Source organism: Thioalkalivibrio sp. ALJ7 (assembly GCF_000376865.1).
Classification (GTDB): Bacteria; Pseudomonadota; Gammaproteobacteria; order Ectothiorhodospirales; family Ectothiorhodospiraceae; genus Thioalkalivibrio.
Genome location: NZ_AQXQ01000008.1, coordinates 125,856 through 148,369 on the forward strand (window position 1 = coordinate 125,856; position 22,514 = coordinate 148,369).

22 protein-coding genes and 2 tRNA genes are annotated in these 22,514 nt (G+C 64.3%); 7 read left to right on the top strand and 17 right to left on the bottom strand.

The genetic code is table 11. The annotated features are described in order from the left end of the window. Positions 1-48: 48 nt before the first annotated feature. Positions 49-480, top strand: a complete 432-nt coding sequence (locus D002_RS0103550) for a PAS sensor domain-containing protein (RefSeq protein WP_018140537.1) — start codon at positions 49-51, stop codon at positions 478-480. Between the two features lie 6 nt (positions 481-486). Here the strand turns inward: D002_RS0103550 and truD are convergent, their stop codons facing one another. The 5 genes from truD to mrcB all read right to left on the bottom strand — a co-directional run bounded on the left by truD (position 487) and on the right by mrcB (position 7,150). After that, on the bottom strand, positions 487-1,539 hold the full coding sequence (gene truD, locus D002_RS0103555; RefSeq protein WP_018140538.1) for a tRNA pseudouridine(13) synthase TruD: 1,053 nt from the start codon (positions 1,537-1,539) through the stop codon (positions 487-489). A gap of 26 nt (positions 1,540-1,565) precedes the next feature. Further along, positions 1,566-2,249: a tRNA (adenosine(37)-N6)-threonylcarbamoyltransferase complex dimerization subunit type 1 TsaB gene (gene tsaB / locus D002_RS0103560; protein WP_018140539.1), complete on the bottom strand. Its 684-nt coding sequence runs from the start codon at positions 2,247-2,249 to the stop codon at positions 1,566-1,568. After that, positions 2,240-4,228, bottom strand: a complete 1,989-nt coding sequence (locus D002_RS0103565) for an ATP-dependent DNA helicase (RefSeq protein WP_018140540.1) — start codon at positions 4,226-4,228, stop codon at positions 2,240-2,242. Before D002_RS0103565 ends, tsaB begins: the two co-directional genes overlap by 10 nt. Then, complete coding sequence (locus D002_RS0103570; protein ID WP_018140541.1) at positions 4,221-4,709, bottom strand: tetratricopeptide repeat protein; 489 nt, start codon at positions 4,707-4,709, stop codon at positions 4,221-4,223. The genes D002_RS0103565 and D002_RS0103570 overlap by 8 nt, the downstream gene beginning before the upstream one ends. 86 nt (positions 4,710-4,795) lie before the next feature. Then, positions 4,796-7,150, bottom strand: coding sequence for a penicillin-binding protein 1B (gene mrcB, locus D002_RS0103575; protein ID WP_155996097.1), 2,355 nt, complete (start codon positions 7,148-7,150; stop codon positions 4,796-4,798). Between the two features lie 141 nt (positions 7,151-7,291). Between mrcB and D002_RS0103580 the strand changes: the two genes are divergently transcribed. From D002_RS0103580 to D002_RS0103595, 4 genes are all read left to right on the top strand, one after another. After that, on the top strand, positions 7,292-8,854 hold the full coding sequence (locus tag D002_RS0103580; protein WP_018140543.1) for a bifunctional aminoglycoside phosphotransferase/ATP-binding protein: 1,563 nt from the start codon (positions 7,292-7,294) through the stop codon (positions 8,852-8,854). A gap of 388 nt (positions 8,855-9,242) precedes the next feature. Then, positions 9,243-10,043, top strand: a complete 801-nt coding sequence (locus D002_RS0103585; RefSeq protein WP_018140544.1) for a hypothetical protein — start codon at positions 9,243-9,245, stop codon at positions 10,041-10,043. Further along, positions 10,021-10,584 carry a C40 family peptidase gene (locus tag D002_RS13040; RefSeq protein ID WP_018140545.1) on the top strand — a complete coding sequence of 188 codons (564 nt, stop codon included), beginning with the start codon at positions 10,021-10,023 and terminating at the stop codon, positions 10,582-10,584. The genes D002_RS0103585 and D002_RS13040 overlap by 23 nt, the downstream gene beginning before the upstream one ends. Before the next feature lie 38 nt (positions 10,585-10,622). After that, positions 10,623-11,141 carry a DUF302 domain-containing protein gene (locus tag D002_RS0103595; RefSeq protein ID WP_018140546.1) on the top strand — a complete coding sequence of 173 codons (519 nt, stop codon included), beginning with the start codon at positions 10,623-10,625 and terminating at the stop codon, positions 11,139-11,141. 122 nt (positions 11,142-11,263) lie between these two features. On the opposite strand, the gene secF is transcribed toward D002_RS0103595, so the two are convergent. The 5 genes from secF to queA form a co-directional block, all read right to left on the bottom strand. Next, positions 11,264-12,211, bottom strand: a complete 948-nt coding sequence (gene secF / locus D002_RS0103600; protein ID WP_018140547.1) for a protein translocase subunit SecF — start codon at positions 12,209-12,211, stop codon at positions 11,264-11,266. A 16-nt stretch (positions 12,212-12,227) separates the two neighbouring features. Then, on the bottom strand, positions 12,228-14,096 hold the full coding sequence (gene secD / locus D002_RS0103605; RefSeq protein ID WP_018140548.1) for a protein translocase subunit SecD: 1,869 nt from the start codon (positions 14,094-14,096) through the stop codon (positions 12,228-12,230). A gap of 21 nt (positions 14,097-14,117) precedes the next feature. After that, the gene (yajC, locus tag D002_RS0103610) at positions 14,118-14,447 is read right to left on the bottom strand and encodes a preprotein translocase subunit YajC (protein ID WP_018140549.1); all 330 of its coding nucleotides are present in this window, start codon (positions 14,445-14,447) and stop codon (positions 14,118-14,120) included. An 83-nt stretch (positions 14,448-14,530) separates the two neighbouring features. Beyond that, the gene (gene tgt, locus D002_RS0103615; protein WP_018140550.1) at positions 14,531-15,646 is read right to left on the bottom strand and encodes a tRNA guanosine(34) transglycosylase Tgt; all 1,116 of its coding nucleotides are present in this window, start codon (positions 15,644-15,646) and stop codon (positions 14,531-14,533) included. Further along, positions 15,636-16,703 carry a tRNA preQ1(34) S-adenosylmethionine ribosyltransferase-isomerase QueA gene (gene queA, locus D002_RS0103620; protein WP_018140551.1) on the bottom strand — a complete coding sequence of 356 codons (1,068 nt, stop codon included), beginning with the start codon at positions 16,701-16,703 and terminating at the stop codon, positions 15,636-15,638. Before queA ends, tgt begins: the two co-directional genes overlap by 11 nt. A gap of 90 nt (positions 16,704-16,793) precedes the next feature. Here queA and D002_RS0103625 point away from each other — a divergent pair. Then, positions 16,794-16,880: transfer RNA gene (locus tag D002_RS0103625), tRNA-Leu, on the top strand. A gap of 40 nt (positions 16,881-16,920) precedes the next feature. After that, a tRNA-Thr gene (locus D002_RS0103630) sits at positions 16,921-16,996 on the top strand. Between the two features lie 107 nt (positions 16,997-17,103). On the opposite strand, the gene D002_RS13045 is transcribed toward D002_RS0103630, so the two are convergent. The 7 genes from D002_RS13045 to D002_RS0103665 all read right to left on the bottom strand — a co-directional run bounded on the left by D002_RS13045 (position 17,104) and on the right by D002_RS0103665 (position 22,502). Further along, positions 17,104-17,688 carry an RDD family protein gene (locus tag D002_RS13045; protein ID WP_026181493.1) on the bottom strand — a complete coding sequence of 195 codons (585 nt, stop codon included), beginning with the start codon at positions 17,686-17,688 and terminating at the stop codon, positions 17,104-17,106. A 161-nt stretch (positions 17,689-17,849) separates the two neighbouring features. Further along, positions 17,850-18,371, bottom strand: coding sequence for a tRNA adenosine(34) deaminase TadA (gene tadA, locus D002_RS0103640; RefSeq protein WP_018875123.1), 522 nt, complete (start codon positions 18,369-18,371; stop codon positions 17,850-17,852). Further along, positions 18,358-18,867, bottom strand: coding sequence for a glutathione peroxidase (locus D002_RS0103645; RefSeq protein WP_018140554.1), 510 nt, complete (start codon positions 18,865-18,867; stop codon positions 18,358-18,360). Before D002_RS0103645 ends, tadA begins: the two co-directional genes overlap by 14 nt. Continuing rightward, positions 18,864-19,535, bottom strand: coding sequence for a membrane integrity-associated transporter subunit PqiC (locus D002_RS0103650; protein ID WP_018140555.1), 672 nt, complete (start codon positions 19,533-19,535; stop codon positions 18,864-18,866). The genes D002_RS0103645 and D002_RS0103650 overlap by 4 nt, the downstream gene beginning before the upstream one ends. Before the next feature lie 4 nt (positions 19,536-19,539). Then, positions 19,540-20,553, bottom strand: coding sequence for an MlaD family protein (locus D002_RS0103655; protein WP_018140556.1), 1,014 nt, complete (start codon positions 20,551-20,553; stop codon positions 19,540-19,542). Next, positions 20,550-21,353 (bottom strand): ABC transporter ATP-binding protein, encoded by an 804-nt coding sequence (locus tag D002_RS0103660; RefSeq protein WP_018875122.1) that lies wholly within the window; start codon positions 21,351-21,353, stop codon positions 20,550-20,552. Before D002_RS0103660 ends, D002_RS0103655 begins: the two co-directional genes overlap by 4 nt. Positions 21,354-21,356: 3 nt before the next feature. Continuing rightward, complete coding sequence (locus tag D002_RS0103665) at positions 21,357-22,502, bottom strand: MlaE family lipid ABC transporter permease subunit (RefSeq protein ID WP_018140558.1); 1,146 nt, start codon at positions 22,500-22,502, stop codon at positions 21,357-21,359. Positions 22,503-22,514 lie beyond the last annotated feature (12 nt).

Consider the following 22,514-nt stretch of genomic DNA (forward strand, 5'->3'; position numbering starts at 1 on the left):
AATGATGCACCTCCCGCATTTCCAGGCCCGAAACCCGTACCGACCTCTATGACCCGAACGATTGACTCCGAACTCCTTGCCCTCGCCGTCGATGCCTCCAACGACGGCATCGTCATCGCCGAACGCGAAGGCGACGACAACATCCTTATCTACGTGAATCGCGCCTTCGAGGAGCTGACCGGCTATCGCTCCGAGGAAATCCTCTACCGCGACTGCCGCTTTCTGCAAGGCGACGACACCGATCAGGACGTACGCACGGAGATCCGCAACGCCATCGAAGAGAACCGCCCCTGCCGAGTTACCCTGCGCAATTACCGCAAGGACGGCAGCCTGTTCTGGAACGAGCTCTCGCTAACCCCCGTCTTCAACGACGAAGACCGGCTGACGTATTACATCGGTATCCAGAAAGACATCACCGCTCGGATTGAAGCAGAACAACGTGCCGAGCGCGCCGAACAAAAGCTGAAAAGCTCGGCCTAACGCCGCTCAGCCAGGCTCCGAACGCGGCACGCAGATCGCGTCGATCACCCCGGTGGCGTACTCCCCCGCACCCAGCTCGAGCAACAGAACCAGATCATCGGCCTCCCAGCGCCAATCCACCGCGCCCGGCACCATGCGTAGCGCTCTCCGCGCCGCCTTCACATCCGTTCGCACCAAACCTTCGGCCAATTCCGGCTCACGGGTGGCCATCGCGGCCTCGAGCGCTTGAACCTCGCCGTCCGTCTGCGAGGCGCCACTCCCCCAAAGCGGGCCCGTGGGATGGATGTCCAGCGATTGGCAACGCCCCTCCAGTTCGGCACCCACCTCGGCCACGGGGAACACACTCCCCGACCCCTCGAGATTGGCAACATCACCCGGCAACAGACGATCCCAGTCGCCCCGACGAACTCGCTCGGCCAATACGGCATTGAAGATCGCGGAACGCGCAGCGGACAGCAGCAGGCTGCGCTGATTGCGACTCCGAGGGGCTCGGCCACCGCCGAGCCAGGCGCGCGCCTTGGCCAGATTGTCGCGCCCAAAACGCTGCACACCGAAGTAATTGGGGATCCCGCCACGGCGGATGGCCTCCAGGATGGTCTCCGCCGCATCCCGGTCGCCTTCCACATCGCTCAGGCGGATCTCGAATCGGTTGCCCTTCAAGTGTCCGGTTCGCAATTTCCGGGCATGGCGAGCGACCTGTAACACCCGCACGGCTCCGGGCTCTCCCGCCGCTTCACGCGCCGCATTCCAGGCGCTAGCCCGGGTTTCCCAGTCGGGTTCGGACTCCGGCGGGCACTGCACACTGAACCACTGCCGTGTGACCGCCTGACGATCCTTGCGCCCGGCGTAACTCACTCGGCCACGTCCTGCGCCGGACTCGCGCGCCAGCCACACCGCGACATCCTCGCTGTTCAGCAGCGTCTTCTCGATCTCCAGCCAGACATGCTCCCCGGAGCCCTCGGGTAGCGTCGCCGGGATCTCCTCGACCCGGAAGTCCTCCGGACGTGCCTTGATCGTCGCCGTCAGAGGCGCCTGCCAGGGATAAGGTGTCTCGTGCATTCGGGCGGAGCCTCCAGGGCAGGCGGTTACGACGCGCCCGCCGGGCGCGCCACATCATCACGGACGTAGACCGGTTGGGCATCCTCGGGCGCCACGGCCTCGCCGCGTTCCCAGGCATCCACACCCAGCAGCGCGACCTCGCGGGCATCCGGCAGGGCGTCGGCAGCAACCGCCCCTGCGGACAGTCCCTGTGAGGCGGCCAGCTCGGGAAAGGCAGCAAAGGCAGACCCCAGCGCAAAGCGCTCGCCCTCGGGCCACACCACCTCAAGGTCCTCCGGCGCACTCACCTGCTCCACCCCCAGCAACACCCGTTCTCCCTGAACCGGGCAAAGGCTCCAGTAGACCTCCCCCATGCGCGCATCCAGGGCCGCAAGAACGGCCGCCGGGCGCCGTTCGGCGGTCAACGCCTGCTGAGCCAGAACCTGAAGACTGGAGATTGGAACCACCGGGCAATCCAGTGCGAACGCAATGCCCTGGGCGACCCCCAGCCCCAAACGCACACCGGTAAACGCGCCCGGCCCCCGACCCACCGCCACACCATCCAGGCTGCCGCGCGGCACATCGGCCTCGCGCAGCAACTGCTCGATCTGTCCCAGGATCAACTCGCCATGGCGGCGGGCGGCCCGCTCACGCAGGGAGAGGATCTCGCCATCCAGATAAAGCGCCGCCGAACACTGCTCGGTCGCGGTCTCCAGCGCGATCAGGCGCATACGTCACGTCCTCGTGCCTGTTCCAGAAAGCGAAGTGCGGTCGCCGGCTCCCGGGTGCGGTAGAACGGCGGCAGACTGGCCAGGAATCGCCGACCATAGGATTTTCCGGTTAGCCGTGGGTCACAAAGCGCGAGGATACCGGCATCCTCGGCATCCCGAATGAGGCGGCCGGCCCCCTGCTTGAGCGCGAGCACCGCCTGCGGCAGGGTGAACTCCATGAACGGCGATCGCCCCTCTGCCTCCAGGGCCGATGCGCGGGCCTGGAGCACAGGGTCGTTCGGGGCGGCGAACGGGAGGCGGTCGATAATCACCACCGACAACGCCTCACCGCGTATATCCACGCCTTCCCAGAAGCTGTGAGCCCCCAACAGCCAGGCATTTCCGCTTTCACGAAAACGCGCCAGCAAATCCCCGCGTGGCTGCTCGCCCTGGACCAGAAGCTCGCGCTCCGGCGGGAGTTCGGCGCGCAGGATCGCCGCCGCCTCCTGCAACGCGCGGTGACTCGTAAACAGGAAGAAGCCGCCGCCCGGATTATCGCGCAACAAGGGCCAGGCCCAGGCGATGCAGGCCCGGGTGTAGCCCGGCGCGTTGGGGTTGGGCAGCGGTGGCTGCGGGTGCACCAGGCAGGCCTGGTTGGGGAAATCAAAGGGGCTGTCCAGGCGCTCGCTGGCGACATCGGCCGGCAGCCCCAGCCGGCGCGCGGCGTGACCAAAGTCGTCCCCCACCGCCAGGGTCGCGGAGGTAAACACCCACGCCGCCGGCCGTGCGGCCCGACGCTGTGCCAGGGGCCGCGCCGCATCCAGCGGCGTGCGATGCAGGATCAGGCTCTGGCTGAAGCGTTCGGCCCAGGCAACGGTATCCGGGGTCTCCTCGCGCCACTCGCGCAGCCGCTCCAGCAGCAGGGCACTGCGTCCACGCAGCTGCTCCAGGCCCGGTGCGCGCGCGGCCGCCACCTCCAGGGCGTCGCCCACAAACCCGAGGTTGGCGTCCATGCGATCCAGCAACGGATCCAGCTCTCGGTCGGGATTAACCGCATCCCAGCTGGAACGCCCCTCCCAGGTGCGCGAAGTCTCCAGCAATTCAGCGACACAGGCCTCCAGCTCGGCCATCCGCTGCGGGATATCCAGCATCTCCGGCGCATGCTGTTGCTGCTCGCGGCGAGCGTCCCGCGCCAGCTCGCGCAGCGCACGGGTACCGAATGCCACCCCAAAGAACGACCCAGCGATATCCGGCAGCTGGTGCGCCTCATCCACAATGACCGCATCGACCTCGGGCAGGAGCTCGCCAAAGCCTTCTTCCTTCAGTGCCATGTCAGCCAACAGCAGGTGATGATTGACCACCACCACCTCCGCCTCTTGGGCCCGCTTGCGCGCCTGGACCACGAAACAATCGTTGTAGTTCGGGCACTCACCAGCGAGGCAGTTATCCACGGTTGAGGTCACCTGCGGCCACAACACCGAATCCTCCGCGAGGATCCCGGCCTGGCCCAGATCGCCCGATTGACTCGTGCGGGCAAAGCGCTGCAGCGCCTCAATCACTTCCAGCCGATCGCGCTTTACTCCGCCCCCGATCGCCCCGCCGGCCTCGGCGGCTGCCAGCTCCAGACGGTAGTGACAAAGGTAGTTGGCGCGCCCCTTGAGCAAAGCCGCCTTGGGGCGATAGCTCAGGGCCTCGCAGACCACCGGGAGATCCCGGTCGAACAGTTGGTCCTGCAGGGTCTTGGTCCCGGTCGAGATCAACGCCCGCCGGCGCGACTGCAGGATGGGCACCAAGTACGCAAAGGTCTTGCCCACCCCGGTCGCAGCCTCGACCAGCAACGCGGTGGGTGCGGTCGCCAGCGCCTCTTCCACCGCGACCGCCATGCGCTGCTGCGGCTCGCGCGGCCGGAAGCCATCGACTGCGACCGCCAGATCTCCGCCTGGGCTGAGGGCTCGGACGGCCGCCGACCCTTCGGCTGCAAAACCCGGCGTGTCAGACAACGTCGGATTCCAGGCGACGGATCTCTTCGCGGGCCTCCTCGGCCCCAGCGGTATCCCCCTGCGCCTCGCGGGCCGCGAGGATCAGGCGCCAATTTTTCAACGCCAGTTCGCGATCTCCACTGCCGGCCACCTGCAAGGACCGACTGGCCAGCCTTTCGGCCTGTTCGTAGCGCTCCTGATCCATCCTGATAACCGCCATTTGGTGCCACAGCTGCGCATCCCGCGGAGCAATCCGCAGGGCACGCTCCAGACGCTGCTCTGCCCGGGCCGTATCCCCGGCCTCTCGTGCCGATTCCGCCTGTTGAGCCAGATTGAGGGCGGCAGCCGGTGTGGGCTCGTGTTCCGGTTCGGGTGCCCTCTCCGCTTCGTCACGGGTTGGTGAGCCATCTTCCGCAACGCCCTCATCGTCTCGCTCGACCGAACCCGAATCGCGCGGAGCCGGTGTGGCACAGGCTCCTAGCACCAGGGTCAACGCCACCATCACAAGCCATTGTGCTGGCCGCACCCGTCGCCCCCGTGTCGATGCCCGGCCCCGGGCCCGTGCTGTGTTGGTGATCCTGAACGTCTTCAACGGAATAGCCTCTCGAACCAGCCTTGCGAACCGGAATCACTGCCCAGATCACAGTCGGCGCGCGTCTCGGGGCTCGAATTCTGCCAGAACGGGAGCGTCTTCACCGCCTCGCAGGAGTGATCGTCACTCTCCACTCGCAGGCCGGACGCCAGATCAATGCCTTGGTAATCCACACCGGGATGCCCGTCCAGGCGCAGCGACTGCACGCCGATCCCCGCCATGATCTCCGCCCACACTGGAGCGGCCGATACCCCGCCGGTCAGGCCGGTCGGTTGATTATCGTCCATGCCCAGCCACACCACGGCCACATGGCGATCGTCGAAGCCGGCAAACCAACTGTCACGAAAGTTATTCGTCGTGCCCGTCTTGCCGGCCACCACCTGACCGTTCAGGCGTGCATCGATCCGGCGCCCGGTCCCTTCCCGGGTCACATCGTGCAAGGCATGTGTCAGCAACCGCACCGATCCATCCGACACCGCCCCTTGCAAGGACAATCCGTAGTGCGACAGCACCTCGTCATTCTGATCCAGCACATCGCGAATCACCCGCGTACCGGTTGCATAGCCGCCATTCGCAAGCGCCTGGTACAAGCCGGCGACCTCCAGCGGCGAAAGTTCGATCGCACCGAGCGCGAGGGACGGCAAGGGGGCGGGCGTCCGCTGCAACCCAAGGGTCTGCAGCAGGCTGACAACTTGCGAGATACCGATATCCTCGGCAAGGCGAACGGTCGCCACGTTGTAGGACTGCACCAACGCTTCCCAGGCCGTCACTTGACCCCGATACTCCCGGTCAAAGTTACGCGGCGTCCAGGGCTCCCCATGCGGCAGCTGCAGCGTCAGTGGGCTGTCGTCCAACAGTGTCGCCAGGGTATAGCGATCCGGATTGGTCAGGGCGGCGAGATACACAAATGGCTTGATGACCGACCCTACCTGTCGCTGGGACTCCACGGCACGGTTGTAGCCGGGATAGCGTGGGTTGCGATCCCCTACCACCGCCAGCACTTCACCGGCCTGCGGATCAGTCACAACCGCTGCGGCCTGCAAGTCTTCGAGGTCCCTCCCGCCCGCGCGGCGTTGCACCAGGTCGTTCACGCCACGAACCAGCCGGTCTTCAAGGCGCTGCTGGACCACTGGATCCATGGTGGTGAAGATCCGCAGGCCCTCGCTGCGCAGGTCCTCATCGGCGTAGTCGGCACGCAGTTCTCGGCGCACCAGGTCCAGGAACGCCGGGTAGCGGCTGCGCCCTTCCGGCATTACCGGCGAAACATCAAGGGCCGAGGCCAGGGCCCGATCCACTCGATCGCGCTCGGCCAGGCCCGTCTCGGCCATTGCCCCCAGCACGCGATCCCGGCGTTGTTGCGCACGCTCCGGGTAGCGCCGCGGATCGTAGTAGCTGGCACCCCGTGCCAAACCGACCAGAAGCGCTAGCTGGTCCAGCCGCAATTCGTTCAACGGTCGCTGATAATAGAACTGCGCGGCCTGACCAAACCCATGGATCGCGCGTTCGCCTGCCTGCCCCAGGAACACCTCGTTCAGATACGCCTCGAGAATCTGGCGCTTGTCGTACCGATGCTCCAGCAGCAGCGCCATCACTGCCTCGTTGAGCTTGCGGGTTAGCGTCTGATCGCGGGTCAAGTAGAAGTTCTTCACCAACTGCTGGGTCAGGGTACTGCCACCCTGCACGGTGCGGCCGGCGCGCAGGTTGGCGACCATCGCGCGGCCGATGCCCACAGGATCGACCCCCCGGTGCGACATGAAACGCCGGTCCTCGATCGCCAGCAAAGCCCCAATTAACTCACGCGGAACCTCGTCGATGTCGACCAGGATGCGATCCTCGCCGTGGGTCGGGTAAATGCTGCCAATCAACAGCGGCTCGACCCGCATCAGGTCCACATTGCGCCCGCTGGACTGTTCCGCAACCGTCTGCACGCGCCCACCGGACAGGCTCACCCGTACCGAATGTGCCGGCTCCAGGCCATCCCCGAAGGTGAAGGGCCGGGTCGTGAACCGAACCGTATTGCCGCTGCTATTGAACTCGCCGGGACCGTCACCCGCCGGCGTCTCGCGATAATTCAGCGCACGCAGCTCGGCTTCCAGCGCGTCCACCGTCAGCGACCGCCCAGCGTACAACTCCAATGGACGCGCATAGACCCGCGCGGGCAACGCCCAGCGCTGGCCTTCGAACTGTTCTCGGATCTCGCGGTCCAGTTGATGGACATAAATCCCGCCCACCGTCATGCCTGCGAGCAACAGCCCGACGAGGGTCCAAGCGCCCGCGCCAAACAGGCGCCGCAGCGGTCCCTTGCGGGACGCAGATCGCTTACGGGAACGTGTAGAAGGCTTTCGCGGCATGACGTGACGTCGACGGGGTAACCGAAACGGCTGCAATGGTAACCTGAGACCTAATCAAAAACGGGTGCATACCCGGCGATTCCAGCAAAAAGACCCCAAGCGCGAAAACACCCCCCGCGCCGCAGCGGAAGCGGAGCCCTGATGACCGAACTGCAACAGCACCACAAGCGTCTGCGCCAACTGGTCGAACACGGCGGCTTTCCGGATCCGCAGCCGGATCCAACCACCGTGCGCACAATCGAAACCCATATCTCGACGGTGATCCTCGCCGGTGAAGACGCCTACAAGTTCAAGAAGCCCCTTAATCTCGGCTTCCTCGACTTCTCAACCCTCGAAGCTCGCCGGCAGTACTGCGAGACCGAACTGGAAGTCAATCGCCGCCTGGCGCCCCAGATCTATTTGGAGGTGGTGACCCTCAATGGTGACAACGGCCACCCCCAAATCAATGGCACCGGACCGATCGTCGATTATGCGGTGCACATGCGCCGCTTTGACCGCAAGCGCCAGCTCGATCACCTGCTCGACAAGGGCCGCTTGCCGGCGGCGGCCATGGATGCGCTAGGTCACTACATTGCCGCCTTCCACGAGCGCACCGAACGCACCGATGCGCAATCCGAATACGGCACGGCCGAGGCCACCACCCAGCCCATGCTGGACAACTTCCCCGCGCTGTCCGAAACCGTCACCGGCGCGGCTGACCGGGCTCGACTGGACCGACTTGAGGCCTGGACGTCGAAGGAAATCCATCGCATGCACGATTTATTGAAGAAACGACATGACGAAGGCTTCGTGCGTCACGGCCATGGCGATCTGCATCTGGGGAACCTGGTCTACGTCGATGACGAACACGGCAACGAAGTCCCGGTCGCCTTCGATGCGATCGAGTTCGATCCCGCCCTGCGCTGGATCGACGTCATCTCCGAGATCGCCTTCACCACCATGGACCTGCTGGCGCGCAAGTCCCGTGCCCACGCCTGGCGACTGCTCAACGCCTATCTCGAAGGTCGCGAAGACCTCGACGGACTGGCCCTGCTCCCGCTTTACCAGGTCTACCGGGCCCTGATTCGGGCCAAGGTCCAGGGAATTCACGGGTCCGAGGCTCAACTGCCGTCCGATGAACAGGCCGCACACAAGGCCGAGATGGGGCGCTACCTTGCGCTGGCCGAGCGCCTGACCGAACGCGGTGAGCCGCGCCTGATCCTGATGCACGGCGTCTCCGGAAGTGGCAAGACGGTCGTCAGTACCCAAGTCCTCGAGACCCTCGGCGCCGTGCGGCTGCGCTCTGACATTGAACGCAAACGCATATCCAACTCCGTCTCGTACAGCGAATCCGCCCGCGCACAGATCTACGACCACCTGCGTGAGCGTACCAATCACCTACTGACCCTCGGCCTGACCGTGGTGGTCGATGCCACCTTCCTCACCCGTGCCCAGCGGACGCCATTCCAAGACCTCGCCCGCGAGCACGGGGCGGGGTTTGCCGTGGTGGCCTGTCAGGCCAACGAAGCCATCCTGCGGGACCGGCTGAAGGCGCGCGCCCAGGCCGGTACCGACGCCTCCGATGCCGGCATCGAGATCATGGAACAACAACAACCGACACAGGAATGGCCAGCCCCCGAAGAGCACCCCATCGAGGTTGCCCCGGAAGCCCCCCTGGACCCGGACGCCCTGGCCCATCAGCTGTTAAAACCCGTCACGCCCTGAGCGAAGGGATACAATGGCAACCAGGGAAACACTGATGAATGTACACACTCGCGTTGGTACCCCAGGTTTTCCGAGACAAGGCGCGTCGCGTAGCGGGTAGTGGTTCTACCCGCCCGTTTTTGATGGACTGGGGCGCAACGCCGGATCGGGGAACCTGGGGTACCAACCCCTCAAACCATTGAAAGCAGGGGCTCGGCCGCCCTTTGTTGTCGAAAACGGGCATGCGCACGGCGTTGCGGCTCCTTTGTGCAGAATGACTGCACGGCAGTCACCTCGCCTTGTTCGCACGCAAAAGCGACTCGAGCGCGAGCGTGTACATTAATCAGTGTTTCCCTGGGGTGGACATCCTCCCGCCGCAGACCGACACCGACCGATCGTAGGAGCCTTCATGCCTCATCACTGCCAACGCCCCGCGTCCCGCATCCGTCACGCCCTCCTGGGTCTCGCCACCTGCGGCTTGCTGGCGGTCGGCTCCAGCGCGCAGGCGGACGCCATGCTGCATTATGTGGATGACGAAGGACTGGAAAGCCAGATCCTGGTACGGGGCGAAATCGTGCGCATGGAGCTGAACGAAGCCATCAGCGGCACCTCCGGATACATGCTGTTCGATGCCACGACCGACACCCTCACGGTGGTGGACGACAGCGAACAGACCTTCACCCCGCTGACCCGCGAGGTCATGGACGAACAGATGCGGGCGATGACCGACATGGTCAGCGACCTACGCCGACAGATGGAACAACTCCCGCCCGAGGTTCGCCAGCAACTGGAGGAGCAACTGGGCATCGGCGAGGAAGGCTTCGACGCCGACATCAGCACACGCGACACGGGCGAGCAACGCGAGGTCGGCGACTTCGTTTGCGACGAACACGAGGTTTTGATTGGTGGCGAGCCGCAAAGCATCGTATGCGTGGCTGAGTCCGACTCGCTCGGCCTGTCCGAGGCCGACTTCCAGACCCTTGGGGCGCTAATGGATCGCCTGTACGAGCTGTCCCTGAGCGCCCTGGAGGCCGGCGGGCCCATGGCCTCGCAAATGGGCGCCTCACTGCTGCCTCGCGTCGACGGCATCCCGCTTGAGGTCAGCGAACGCGACGGGGTTACCACGCGCCTTGCCGGACTCTCCACCGACGAGCTGAGTTCGGACCTCTTCAGGGTCCCCGATAGCTATGCCGAACAAGACCTTTTCTGACATCGCCCGCGTGCACCTGCCGGTTGCTTTGGCCGGCGCCGCGTTTCTTCTGCTGATGGGTTGTAGCACGGGCCCCGAACCTCGTGGCACGGAACCCACCGCGGCTCCCAAACCCATTACCGACACCGCCCCCCCGCCTCAAGGCCCGATGAGCCTTGCGCCGGCGGCGGGCCTGGAGCGCTCCGAGGTCGTGCTAACCGCTCTCGGCCATCTTGATGCCCCATACCGCTATGGCGGAACCGACGCCTCCGGGCTGGACTGCTCGGCCCTTGTCCAGCGCGCCTATCGCGAAGCCGGGCGCGACGTCCCACGGACCACGCGTGACCAGGCTCGCGCTGCCACGCGCAGCAATGGTTCCCCCACGCCGGGCGATGTGGTGTTCTTCGCGATCAACGGGAATCAAATCGACCACGTCGGGGTCTACCTGGGAGATGGCCGTTTTGTGCATGCCCCCAGCTCCCGCGGGCAGGTCCGCATCGAACACCTGGACAACCCCTACTGGCAGCCGCGCAAGCGCTTCGCCGGACATTTCTTCGACTGACCGGGCATTAGGCCCACTCCATCACTGAGGACGGAACCATGAAGACGTTTCCCCGTATCACCCGCGCCGTACGCAACACCGGCATCGCCGCCACCCTGGGCCTTGGCCTCGCCATTGCTGGCACGGCAAACGCGTACGAGACCCACATGGAGACGGACGAGCGCATCATCTACAAAACCGAAGGCGAGTTCGATTTCTACTTCGAGATGATCGAAGAGGCCATCGGATCCGAAGGACTGGTCATCAACAACGTCGGCCACATCGCCGACATGCTCGATCGCACCGGCGGCCATGAGAAGGGCGAAGGCATCTACCTGAACGGACGTTCCGTGGACTTCTGCAGCGCCACCTACTCGCGCGCGACCATGGAAGCGGACCCGCACAACATGCTCTTCTGCCCCTACATCATCACCGTCTACGAGCTGAGCGACGAGCCTGGCACCATCTACATCGGCTACACCCCCGTGCCGGAGATTGGCGACAAGGATTCGAAGAAGAGCCTGCGCGATGTCAACGAACTGGTCGACCGCATCGTGAAAGAGGCCCTGGCCTTCTAAACGTTCCAGCCACGGGTGTCCAGATCCAGGGCCCCATAAAAAACGCCCGGAGCCTATGGCTTCCGGGCGTTTTTTATGCACGCAACTTCGGAGGCTAAACCGCGCACGTGGCGCGGAGTCGCCTATGGCGTCTGGTCTTCCTCGGCCCCTTCTTTCTTCACCGGGAGCAGCACCTGACGGTCGACCCCCAGCAAAAAGGCTGCGGTCGCCGCGATAAAGATGGACGAGTACGTCCCCACAATCACCCCGATAATCAGCGCGATGGAGAAGTTTTGCAGGGCGGCGCCACCGAGAAAAGCCAATGAAAACAGCACCAGCAGCGTCGTCGTACTGGTCACAATGGTACGCGCCAGCGTTTTGTTCACCGCAATATTCATGACCTGCTCTGTACCCTGCTTACGCAAAATACGGAAGTTCTCGCGTATTCGGTCATACACGACGATGGTGTCATTCAACGAGTAGCCAATCACCGCCAGCACCGCGGCCAGCACACCCAGGTCGAATTCCATCTGCAGCAAGGAAAAGATACCGAGCGTAATCAGCACGTCGTGGATCAACGCCAGCACCGAACCGATGGAAAAGCGCCACTCGAACCGAACAGCCACGTAGATCAGGATGCCCGCCAAGGCATAGATCATGGCCAGCCCGCCCTGCTCACGCAGCTCTTCTCCCACCGCCGGCCCGACGAATTCCACCCGACGGAGGTCCGGATCATCCGGCCCACCGTCCTGCAAGGCGTTCAGCACCCGGTTGGACAACGTCGCCGGATCATCATCGTCCTCGCTTGGCGGCAGACGGATCAGGACATCACGCGACGTCCCGAAGGTCTGCACCTGGGCCCCGGAAAAGCCACCGGCCGAGAGCGTCTCGCGGATGGGGTCCAACTCAACCGCTTCGGGGTAGCCGACCTCTACCAGCGTGCCCCCGGTGAAGTCGATCCCGAAATTAAGGCCTCGGGTCGCCAGCAGGGCGATGGAGATCAGAATCAGGACCAGCGAGATCGTGAGGGCAATCTTGCGCTTACCCAGGAAATCGATATTCGATTCGGCGAAATTCAGATGCGGAAGCATGCGTCTATCTCCGCCTTCAAATAGACAGGCGCGTCAGCCGACGCTGGCGCCCGTATGTCAGGTTAACGATCGCTCGGGTCACGATGATCGCGGTAAACATGGACGCGATAATCCCGATCGATAGCGTAATGGCGAAGCCCTTGATCGGGCCGGTGCCGAACAGGAATAGCACCAGCGCCGCGATCAGGGTGGTGACGTTCGCATCGGCGATCGTCGTGAACGCACGGTCATAGCCAGACGATATCGCCGCCTGTGGAGACAATCCGTTGCGTATCTCCTCGCGTATGCGTTCGAAGATCAGTACGTTCGCGTCCACCGCCATACCCACGGTCAACACGATCCCCGCGATACCCGGCAGCGTAAGTGTCGCCTGCAGCATGGACAACACCGACACGATAAACACCAGATTCAGAGCCAACGCCACGTTCGCGATCAACCCGAAAGTCCGGTAGTAGAGAATCATGAAAATCATGACCGCAATGAAGCCGATGACGACCGACTGCATCCCGCGATCAATGTTTTCCTGACCCAGGCTCGGGCCGACCGTGCGCTCTTCCACAATCGACATCGGTGCCGCCAGTGCCCCGGCCCTCAGCAACAACGCCAGATTGCGTGCCTCGCGGGTACTGTCCAGACCGGAGATCTGGAAGCGTCGGCCCAAAGGCTCATTGATGCGCGCAACGTTGATGACCTCTTCGCTGCGCGAGGTCCGCAGGACCTGCTCGCCGTCTTCCTCTACCGTTTCGGTGGTGGTCTCGATGAACACCGAAGCCATCAAACGGCCCACGTTGTCCGACGTCACGCGCGAGAAGATACGCGCGCCCTGGCCATCGAGATTGATGAACACCGCCGGACCGCCGGTATCCTGTGCGATCCCCGACGAGGCATCGGTGATGTAGTCACCCGTCAGCATGACCTGACGCTGCAGGAGTACGGGCGTCCCATCCCGCTCGTAGTAAAGGCGAGTACCGGAAGGCGCCCTTCCCGTCGAGTCGGCTTCTTGCGGATCACCCGCTTCCGACACCAGACGGAACTCCAGGGTGGCCGTCGCACCCAGCACTTCCTTGGCGCGTGCCGTGTCCTGCACACCCGGAAGCTGCACTACAATGCGGTTCTCGCCCTGCTGAGCAATGATGGGCTCGGCCACACCCAGCTCATCCACCCGCGAACGCAAGGTAGAGATGTTCTGCTGCAGCGCCTGGCGGCGCAATTCGGTCAGGTGGTCATCGTCCAGCGTGGCAACCATACGGATCGTGTCGCCCGAGCCGCGTACTTCCCAGTTCAGTTCGTCGCGATATTCGCGGTTCAGCCAGCTTTCGGCCGCTTCGAAATTCTCCTCGTTCGCGAACATCACCGTGAGATCGCTGGAACTGCGCTCGATCGTGTCGAAGCTCATGCGTTCGTCACGCATGCGCCCGCGCAGCTCGTTGGCGTAGCGCTCCATCGCTGTGCCGATCACTGCCTCCAGGTCCACCTCCATCAGGAAGTGCACACCCCCGCGCAGGTCGAGCCCCAACGCCATCGGCTGGCCATTGATTGCTCGCAGCCAGTTGGGCGTGGCCGGAGCCAGGTTCAGGGCGACCGTGTGGTTGTCATCCAGGGCATTGCGCAGGATCTCCGCCGCCGCGGACTGCTCGTCGGTGGTCTCGAAGCGCAGCAGGATCTGGCCATCGTCCTGCTCCTCGGCCTGCTTCGGCGTCACCCCCTGAGCCCCCAGAATGGTGCCCATCAGCTCACGGATGTTTTCGTCAATCTCGCCGGTGACCGGGTTGCCAATCTGCACCGACGGGTCTTCCGGGAACAGGTTGGGCGCGGCATACAGGCCCGCGCCCAGGATGACCACGACGATCAGGGCGTAGAGCCACGCCGGATAGGAATTGCGCATATGGAAAACCCTGGAGGGCGATTAAAGGTCTTTGAGCGTGCCCTTGGGCATCACAGAGGCAACCGACTGCTTTTGCACGGCTACGTTCACACCGTCGGCGATATCCACCTTGATGAAGTCATCCGCGACCTCGGTGATCTTGCCGGCCACGCCGCCGTTGGTCACGATCTCGTCACCCTTGGACAGGGCCTCGACCATGGAGCGGTGCTCTTTGGCGCGCTTGCTCTGCGGCCGGATGATCAGGAAGTACATGATCGCGAAGAAGATGATGATCATGATCAGGAACTCGATCATGCCACCGCCACCGGCTCCACCTTCCTGGGCATGCGCTGCTGAAATCAGAAAGTCCATCGAAACACTCCGTCTCTTGGTTCAGGGGGTGCGCGGGGCCCGGTGGAAACCCGTGGCCGAAGCGCTAAAAAATAACGCGCGGATTATGGCACAGGCGGCACATCCATGCCGCGCCGACCGTAGAAATCGGCGACGAATTCGGCGAGCTGCGCGCCCGCGATCGCCTCGCGCAACCCGCGCATCAAATCCTGGTAGTAATGCAGGTTGTGGGTCGTTGCCAGGCGCGAGCCCAGGATCTCGTTGCACTTGTCCAGGTGCTTTAGATAGGCCCGCGAATAATTCCGGCAGGTGTAGCACCCGCATTCCGGGTCGATCGGGCCGATATCGTCGCGGAAGCGCGCATTACGGATCCGAAGCACACCCTCGCGGGTGTACAGGAAGCCGTTGCGCGCATTGCGGGTCGGCATCACGCAGTCGAACATGTCCACCCCTCGACGCACGGCCTCCACGATGTCCTCTGGTCGACCCACACCCATCAGGTAGCGCGGCCGATCCTGCGGCAGCAGCGGCAGGGTTGCGTCCAGCGTGGACAGGCGCTCGTCCTCCGGCTCGCCCACCGAAAGCCCGCCAATCGCATAGCCATCGAAGCCGATCTCCTGCAGGCCCGCCGCCGACTCGCGGCGCAGCTCCGGGTACATCCCGCCCTGAACAATGCCAAACAGTGCCGCCGGATTGTCCGCATGGGCCTGGCGCGAACGCGCGGCCCAGCGCAGGGAGAGCTCCATCGACCGCCGCGCCTCTTCCGGCGTCGCCGGATACGGCGTGCACTCGTCGAAGATCATCACGATGTCCGAGCCCAGCTCGCGCTGCACCTGCATGGAAGACTCCGGCGTCATCAGCACCTTCGAGCCATCCACCGGGGACTGGAAGCGAACACCCTCCTCGCTGATCTTGCGCATCTCGGCCAGCGAGAAGACCTGGAAGCCGCCGGAGTCCGTCAGGATCGGCCCCTCCCAGTGCATAAAGTCGTGCAGATCACCATGCGCCCGGATCACTTCGGTCCCCGGCCGCAGCATTAGATGAAACGTGTTGCCGAGGATGATCTCCGCACCCAGTTCGCGCAGCTCCTCCGGCGTCATCGCCTTGACCGTGCCGTAGGTGCCCACCGGCATGAACGCCGGCGTCTCCACGCTACCGCGCGGGAAGTGCAGGCGCCCCCGCCGTGCAGGGCCGTCCTGGCCCAGGTATTCAAACTCCATCGACGCCCTCCCGAGCACTCGGCGGCAGATCATCGGGGTCGCCGGGTGCCAGCCACATCGCATCCCCGTAGCTGAAGAAGCGGTAGTGCTCTGCCACCGCATGCGCGTAAGCATCCAGTATCCGGCGATAGCCGGAGAATGCCGCCACCAGCATCAGCAACGTGCTCTGTGGCAGATGGAAGTTCGTCACCATCCGGTCCACTACCCGGAATCGGTAGCCTGGCTGGATGAACAGCCGCGTCTCGCCCTGGAAAGGCTGGAGCTCGCCACCCGCCGCGGCGGTCTCCAGCGAGCGCACGCAAGTCGTCCCCACCGCGACCACGCGCCCGCCGCGCGCCTTGCAGGCCGCCACCGCCGCGCACGCCTCCGGCCCCACCTCCAGCCACTCCGAATGCATTTCGTGGGCCTCTGTGTCGTCTACCTTTACTGGCTGGAAGGTGCCGGCCCCGACATGCAGCGTCACGGTCGCCGTCTCCACACCCGCCGCGCGCAACCGGTCCAGCAGGGCATCGTCAAAATGCAGGCCCGCGGTCGGGGCGGCCACAGCCCCTTCGCGGCGTGCAAACACCGTTTGATAGCGATCCGCGTCGTTGCCCTCGTCCGCGCGTTCGATATACGGCGGCAACGGGATATGGCCGTGCTGCTTCAACTGCTCCAGCACGTCCCCGCCATCCACGAGGCGCAGCCGGAAGAAGGGACCCTGGCGGTCGGTGACCTCCACAGTGAACGCATCCGCCAGGCGCAGGCGCGTGCCCGGCTTCGGTGCGCGGCTCGCACGCACCATCGCCAGCACCTGCTGCGGCGACTCGATGCGCTCGACCAGCACCTCCACCTGCCCGCCACTCTCCTTTTGCCCAAACAGCCGCGCCGGAATCACGCGGGTATCGTTCAAGACTAAAAGATCACCCGGTTTCAGCAGGCGTTCGATCTCCGCAAAGCGGGCATCCTGTGCCTGTTCGTCTTCCAGAACGAGCAGGCGCGAGCCCGCCCGATCCGGCAATGGATACTGGGCAATCAGCTCTGCAGGGAGCTCGTAATTGAAATCGGCAACACGCATGGCGCGCGATCCTACCACGCAGCGTAGACTCGGGAACGCTGGAATCCCTTGTCTCAATCCCTACGTGCGCTACACTACGCCCCACCCGATGCCGGGATGGCGGAACTGGTAGACGCGCCGGATTCAAAATCCGGTTCTGGCAACAGAGTGCGAGTTCGATTCTCGCTCCCGGCACCATTCATTTTCAGGCCCCGACGCGGGCCACCCCCGCACCCAAGCCGGTGTAGCTCAGCTGGTAGAGCATCTGATTTGTAATCAGAGGGTCGCAGGTTCGACTCCTGTCGCCGGCTCCAATTGATCAAGCGCTTTCGCTCTCCACCTTTATTCAGTATGCCCTGAGCCACCCCCTGTGGCGCACACAGTGGCGAACACGAACCGTCAACTGCCAGCCCCAACCCGATCAGCGCTTGAGCACGAGCGTCGAGGCGATCAGGTCGTGCAGGGCCTGTTTACGGCGGGTAAAGGCGGCCATCAGGTAGCCGATCATCAGGATCAGGGCGGAGAGGATCTTGGACCAGTAGCGGGCATTCGCCCGGCCGAAGCCGATGCGTTGACCGTCTAGGTCGGTCACGCGCAGGCCCAACATCCGCTTGCCCGGAGTGGCCTGCCATTCGGATGACTCGAAGATGGTGTAGTACAGCCACGAGATGATGATGCCCAGCAGGTTGCCCAATCCCTGCCCGGCTGCCTCGATGGTGTGCATGTCCGAACTGCCCGCCATGGACGCACCCATGATAAAGGCCAGTGGCATGACGATCACGAGCGCGAGAATCGTGACCAATACCCAGTCGATCAGTAACGCCAGGGCGCGATACCAAAAGCCGGCGTAACGCACTTCGTCCGGAACAGTGCCCAGGCCACTGGATTCCCCCGTCACGCTTGTAGCGGCTGCAGGCGCTTGCGGTGCCGCACCCATCCGCGCGCCGCAAGCGGAACAGAACTGGGCATTGGGTGGGTTTTCCTGCCCACATTGCGTACAGAACATGCGTTGCTCCCTATGCTCGCACCGCTCGCGCGGCATCCCTGGCTTAAGCTCCTGACCGCAATATCCCGCTCATGGCTCGCCGTGTCGAGCCCCGACCCACGTCCTGCACATCCGTGGCCCATGTTGCCGTTACGGCTTCTGCCAGGGGGCGCTCCTTCAATTCAGCCCTCGCGGCGGCCACGGCGGGCGCGGAAAAACGCGCGCAGAAGGTCACCGGCCTCCTCGGCCCGGACGCCGCTGACGACTTTGATGCGGTGGTTGTGCGTGGGGTGACCCAAGAGGTCAAGAGCGCTACCGGCCGCGCCCGTGCGGGGGTCGGTGGTGCTGTACACCACGCGCTCCACGCGGGCATGGATCATCGCCCCGGCGCACATGCTGCAGGGTTCCAGGGTCACGTACATCGTGGTGCCAGGCAGACGGTAGTTCCGCAGGCGTTGGCCGGCGGTGCGTAACGCCCGAATCTCGGCGTGGGCGGTGGGATCGTGAGACTCGATTGGGGCGTTGTGACAGGCCGCCAGGCAACGGCCGTCGGCCGCGACAAGGACCGCGCCCACCGGCACCTCGCCCGCATCTGCTGCGTGCGTGGCCTGCTCCAGGGCTCGGGCCATCCAGAAGTCGTGCGCCTCTGGTTGCTCCGGGCGGGGGCCTTCAGGCGTGGCCGCCGACGGGCTACTGGCCACCATCGGCCTGCGGCTTGGGCACGGCCAGGGCCGCTTCGATGGCCGGGGCCAGGTCGGCCGGCTTCTTTTGTGGGGAGAAGCGGTCGATCACCCGGCCATCGCGCCCAACCAGGAACTTGGTGAAATTCCACTTAATGCCCTGGGTACCCAATGCGCCGGGTGCCTGGGCCTTCAGGTGCTGGTACAGGGGATGCGCGCCGTCGCCGTTTACCTCGATCTTAGCGAAGACGGGAAAGGAAACGCCGAACTTGAGTCCGCAGGCCTGGATCTCGTCCACGCCCCCGGGCTCCTGACCCCCAAATTGGTTGCAGGGGAAGCCCAGAACCCGGAAACCGCGGTCGGCGTAGCGATCGGCCAGGGCCTGCAGCCCCTCGTACTGCGGGGTAAAGCCGCACTCACTCGCGACGTTCACGATCAACAGGACATCACCTCGCCAGTCCGCCAACACCTGTTCACCGCCTTCGGATGTCGGTGCGGAAAAATCGAAGACGTCGGTCATTCGCGGGCCTCCTGTTCTGCTTCGCGCAGCAGTTCGCGCTCCAGTTCCAGTAGTACTTCGGCCGTGGCCTGGGAGAGTGCCGCCACCAGGCGTGAGGCGGAGCGGCGATCAATGGAACGTTCCGCGTCCATGTGTGCCAGCCGGGACCGTTGATCCGTCCTCAGCTGGGTTCTCAATCCGACGCGCCCCATCCCACGCACTGGCGTATCGGCGTCCACGTCGGCCAATTCCGAGAGATTGGCCTCGTCCAGGTCGCCATACAGGGCGGTGACCAGGATGTGTAGCTGTACCGCGGGTCGGCCTTCGCGACGCGCATCGGCCGCGTTGTCGACCAGTTCGATGGCTGCATCGCTACGCGTCCAGCGTTCGCGCAGCAGTTGCTCGATCTGCTCGGCCGGCGCAAGAAACCATTCGTTGTAATAATCCGATTCGTAGCGATGATTACCCAGCCGATACACCAGCCCTTTGCCCGAATAGGCCGGGGCCACACGGACCGAACCCAGCTCGACGGCCAGCGGACCCTCGGAATCAGCCTGAAGCGGTGCCGGCTCCGCCGGCAGCTCCAGAAGGAACCACGAGCGGTCGACCGCCTCGCGCTCCGGAATCAGCGTGCAACCCGCCAGGAACGAGGCAAAGATCAGGGTTGCGGGTAGTGTCCATCGGATCATCGGTCTACTCCTCGTCCATCGTGCTGCGCGGTGGCGGGGCGCCAAACAGGGCGCCACCCGGATTACGGCGCACATCATCCGACAGGCTGCGGATCCCGGAAATTGCGGCCTGCAGTTCGTCCAGGGTTTCCAGCAGCTTGGTCTCGCTGACGTCCATACCGCGATCCAGCCGCTCCACCATCGAATCCATGCGATCGACCAGACGGCCGACATCTGCGGCTTCGGCCGTCTCGCGCAGTTCGCGCAGGGCCGCCCGGGTCTCGCTGGGGAGCGCCTGGGTATCGGGATGGTCAACGATGCGTTCCACTGATTCCATCACCCGGTTGGCGGTGCGCGTGGTGGTTTCCAGCTCGGCGATCAGGTGATCGGCGCGGTCCGCGATGGCCCCCGTATCCAGCTCCGCAATGGTCGTTTCGACGGTCACCAGGAGCTGCGTCAGGTTATCCACCACGCCCTCGATATCCAGCTCATCGATGCGCTTGAGCAGGCTTTCCGCGTATTCCAGGAACTGCATGGCCGTGCTGGGTGCCGACGGGATGTAAAAGGCTTGCGGTTCCCAGTCATAGTCCAAAGGCGGATGCGACTCCGGGTCGGAAAAGTCCGCTTCGAGGTAGTTCATGCCAGTGATGCCCTGGGCGGCCATGCGCACCCGCAGACCCGACTCGACCAGGTTCTCCAGGATCTGCACCTGGAACTCCCCCTCCCGCGCACTGGCGGCAAAGCGATCGGGATAAAGACGGGCCCGCACCATGACATAGCGTTTACGTTCGCCAGGGCGGATGTCGGCCTCATACTCCACGGAGGTAAAGGTCAGATCGGTGACCTCACCAATCGTGACGCCGCGAAACTTCACCGGCGCCCCGATCTCCAGTCCCTGGATGGAGGAATCCATATAGGTCTCGATCTGGATGGAGGGGCGCAGCAGATTGCCTGCCGTCAAAATCAGCAACGCCACCACCAGAGCCGCCAGGCCCCCGAGGATGAACAGCCCCAGGCGGAAATGATGTCGGGCACTCATGCGGGCCTCTCTTCGTCGGAATCCGTTCGCCGCAGGAACCGCTGTACCCACGGATGAGTCGATGTGTCACGCAGTACGGCGGGGTCGCCCTCGGCCGCGATGCCCTGACTCTCCTTGTCGAGCATAATCACCCGATCCGCGATCGCAAAAATACTGGCCAGTTCATGGCTGACGATCACGATGGTCATGTCCAGAGTGCGCGCGAGCCGCTGGATCAGCCGGTCCAGGTCCGCCGAAGTAATGGGATCGAGACCCGCCGAGGGCTCGTCCAGGAACAGGACTTCCGGGTCCAGCACCATCGCCCGGGCAATCGCCGCGCGCTTTTGCATGCCACCGCTGACCTCGGATGGCATAAAATCCGCAAAGGCGCCCAATCCGACCAGCTGCAGGCGCGACCGTGCGATCGCGTCCATCGCCTCGCGCGGCAAATCGGTATGGACCTCCAAGGGCAAGCGCACGTTTTCCAGAAGTGTCATCGAGCCGAACAGCGCACCCATCTGGTACATCACCCCGACCCGCTGCAGGATCGCCTCGCGCTCGGCACCTTCCGCCGCGGTAATATCCGACCCCGCCACCCAGATGTGCCCCGCCTGCGGCTGGAGCAGCCCAATCATGTGCTTGAGCAGCGTACTCTTGCCACTCCCGGACCCGCCAAGAATCACGAAGATCTCGCCCCGGCGGACCTCAAAATCGAGATCGCGCATCAGTACGAAGTCATCGAAGCCCATGGTCAGGCCCTGGACCCGGATCACAACGTCGCGGTCCAACGTTTTCGCGTTGTCTACGCGAGCTTCACTCATGCCTCAGACCCCCAGGTGGTAGAACAGCACGGCAAACACGCCATCCAGCACCACGATCAGAATGATGGAGGTCACGACGGCACTGGTGGTGGACAGACCCACCGAGGCCGCTCCACTGCCGGTCTGCAAGCCACGCAGACAACCGACGGCGGCAATCACCAGGCCGAACACCACGGCCTTGACCAGCCCGGAGAACAAATCGGAGGCCGATAGCGCCGAAGTCACCTGGTTAAAGAAAGCCACCCAGGGAATCCCGAAGCCCTGCATCACCACCGCCGCGCCAATCAGGCCGATCATGTTCGCGTACAGGGCCAGCAGGGGGGCCACCAACAACCCCGCCAGGACCTTGGGCAGCACAAGAAAACGCACCGGGTCCAGCCCCATGGTCTTCAGGGCGTTGACCTCTTCGTTGACCTTCATGGTGCCGATCTCGGCCGCGAACGCGGCCCCGGAACGCCCTGCCAGCAAGATCGCCATCATCAGCGGCCCCAGCTCGCGAAACAGCGACACCGCCACCAGGTTGGCCACGAAAATCTCGCCGCCAAACTGGCGCATCGCGATCGCAGACTGGAATGCGAGGATCACCCCCAGCAGGAAGGCGATCAGGGAGACAATTGGCAGTGCCTGGAAACCCGCGGCCTCGGCGACGCGCAAGGTATCGCCCCAACGCACTTGGCGCGGGTGACGTAGCGCACTCCCGATGGCGCGGGTGAGCTCGCCAACAAATCCAAACAGGGAGTAGGCCGCACGGCCCACCGAATCCACCCCATCCAGGAGACCCGACCCCCCACCACGCCCGCTGCCATCGCGCGCCGGCTCCATGTCGTCCAGTTCGCGATAGGGCGTCAGCTGCTCCTGGACCATGCGCCCCACGCCCTCCATCCGGACCTCGGCGCCCGCGCGTGCCAGGTCCTGTTCCAGGGCATGCAACAGCGCCGCCCCAGCGCCGTCGCAGTATTCGACCCCCGACACATCCACGACTACGGGAGAGCCACCCGCGCCGAGCTGTTTGGCTTCGCGGCGCAACACACCCCAGACGTGCTCCACCGCATGCACATCCAGCCGCCCACCCAACCGCAGACGGGATGGCGATCCGGCTGTGGCATCATATTCGAAGGGCTGGCCCGATCCGGCGGCGGGAGGATCCATCAGGTAACTCGC

What these genes read in the sequence shown, in the direction of transcription:
- D002_RS0103580 (WP_018140543.1), top strand. Translation starts at nt 7,292, where the DNA reads ATGACCGAACTGCAACAGCACCACAAGCGTCTGCGCCAACTGGTCGAA.
- D002_RS13040 (WP_018140545.1), top strand. Translation starts at nt 10,021, where the DNA reads ATGCCGAACAAGACCTTTTCTGACATCGCCCGCGTGCACCTGCCGGTT.
- D002_RS0103570 (WP_018140541.1), bottom strand. Translation starts at nt 4,709, where the DNA reads ATGGTGGCGTTGACCCTGGTGCTAGGAGCCTGTGCCACACCGGCTCCG.
- D002_RS0103550 (WP_018140537.1), top strand. Translation starts at nt 49, where the DNA reads ATGACCCGAACGATTGACTCCGAACTCCTTGCCCTCGCCGTCGATGCC.
- D002_RS0103645 (WP_018140554.1), bottom strand. Translation starts at nt 18,867, where the DNA reads ATGACCGACGTCTTCGATTTTTCCGCACCGACATCCGAAGGCGGTGAA.
- secF (WP_018140547.1), bottom strand. Translation starts at nt 12,211, where the DNA reads ATGCTTCCGCATCTGAATTTCGCCGAATCGAATATCGATTTCCTGGGT.
- D002_RS0103585 (WP_018140544.1), top strand. Translation starts at nt 9,243, where the DNA reads ATGCCTCATCACTGCCAACGCCCCGCGTCCCGCATCCGTCACGCCCTC.
- tadA (WP_018875123.1), bottom strand. Translation starts at nt 18,371, where the DNA reads ATGGTGGCCAGTAGCCCGTCGGCGGCCACGCCTGAAGGCCCCCGCCCG.
- D002_RS13045 (WP_026181493.1), bottom strand. Translation starts at nt 17,688, where the DNA reads ATGTTCTGTACGCAATGTGGGCAGGAAAACCCACCCAATGCCCAGTTC.
- D002_RS0103660 (WP_018875122.1), bottom strand. Translation starts at nt 21,353, where the DNA reads ATGAGTGAAGCTCGCGTAGACAACGCGAAAACGTTGGACCGCGACGTT.
- tgt (WP_018140550.1), bottom strand. Translation starts at nt 15,646, where the DNA reads ATGGAGTTTGAATACCTGGGCCAGGACGGCCCTGCACGGCGGGGGCGC.
- yajC (WP_018140549.1), bottom strand. Translation starts at nt 14,447, where the DNA reads ATGGACTTTCTGATTTCAGCAGCGCATGCCCAGGAAGGTGGAGCCGGT.
- D002_RS0103665 (WP_018140558.1), bottom strand. Translation starts at nt 22,502, where the DNA reads ATGGATCCTCCCGCCGCCGGATCGGGCCAGCCCTTCGAATATGATGCC.
- queA (WP_018140551.1), bottom strand. Translation starts at nt 16,703, where the DNA reads ATGCGTGTTGCCGATTTCAATTACGAGCTCCCTGCAGAGCTGATTGCC.
- D002_RS0103650 (WP_018140555.1), bottom strand. Translation starts at nt 19,535, where the DNA reads ATGATCCGATGGACACTACCCGCAACCCTGATCTTTGCCTCGTTCCTG.
- mrcB (WP_155996097.1), bottom strand. Translation starts at nt 7,150, where the DNA reads ATGCCGCGAAAGCCTTCTACACGTTCCCGTAAGCGATCTGCGTCCCGC.
- D002_RS0103595 (WP_018140546.1), top strand. Translation starts at nt 10,623, where the DNA reads ATGAAGACGTTTCCCCGTATCACCCGCGCCGTACGCAACACCGGCATC.
- D002_RS0103655 (WP_018140556.1), bottom strand. Translation starts at nt 20,553, where the DNA reads ATGAGTGCCCGACATCATTTCCGCCTGGGGCTGTTCATCCTCGGGGGC.
- tsaB (WP_018140539.1), bottom strand. Translation starts at nt 2,249, where the DNA reads ATGCGCCTGATCGCGCTGGAGACCGCGACCGAGCAGTGTTCGGCGGCG.
- secD (WP_018140548.1), bottom strand. Translation starts at nt 14,096, where the DNA reads ATGCGCAATTCCTATCCGGCGTGGCTCTACGCCCTGATCGTCGTGGTC.
- truD (WP_018140538.1), bottom strand. Translation starts at nt 1,539, where the DNA reads ATGCACGAGACACCTTATCCCTGGCAGGCGCCTCTGACGGCGACGATC.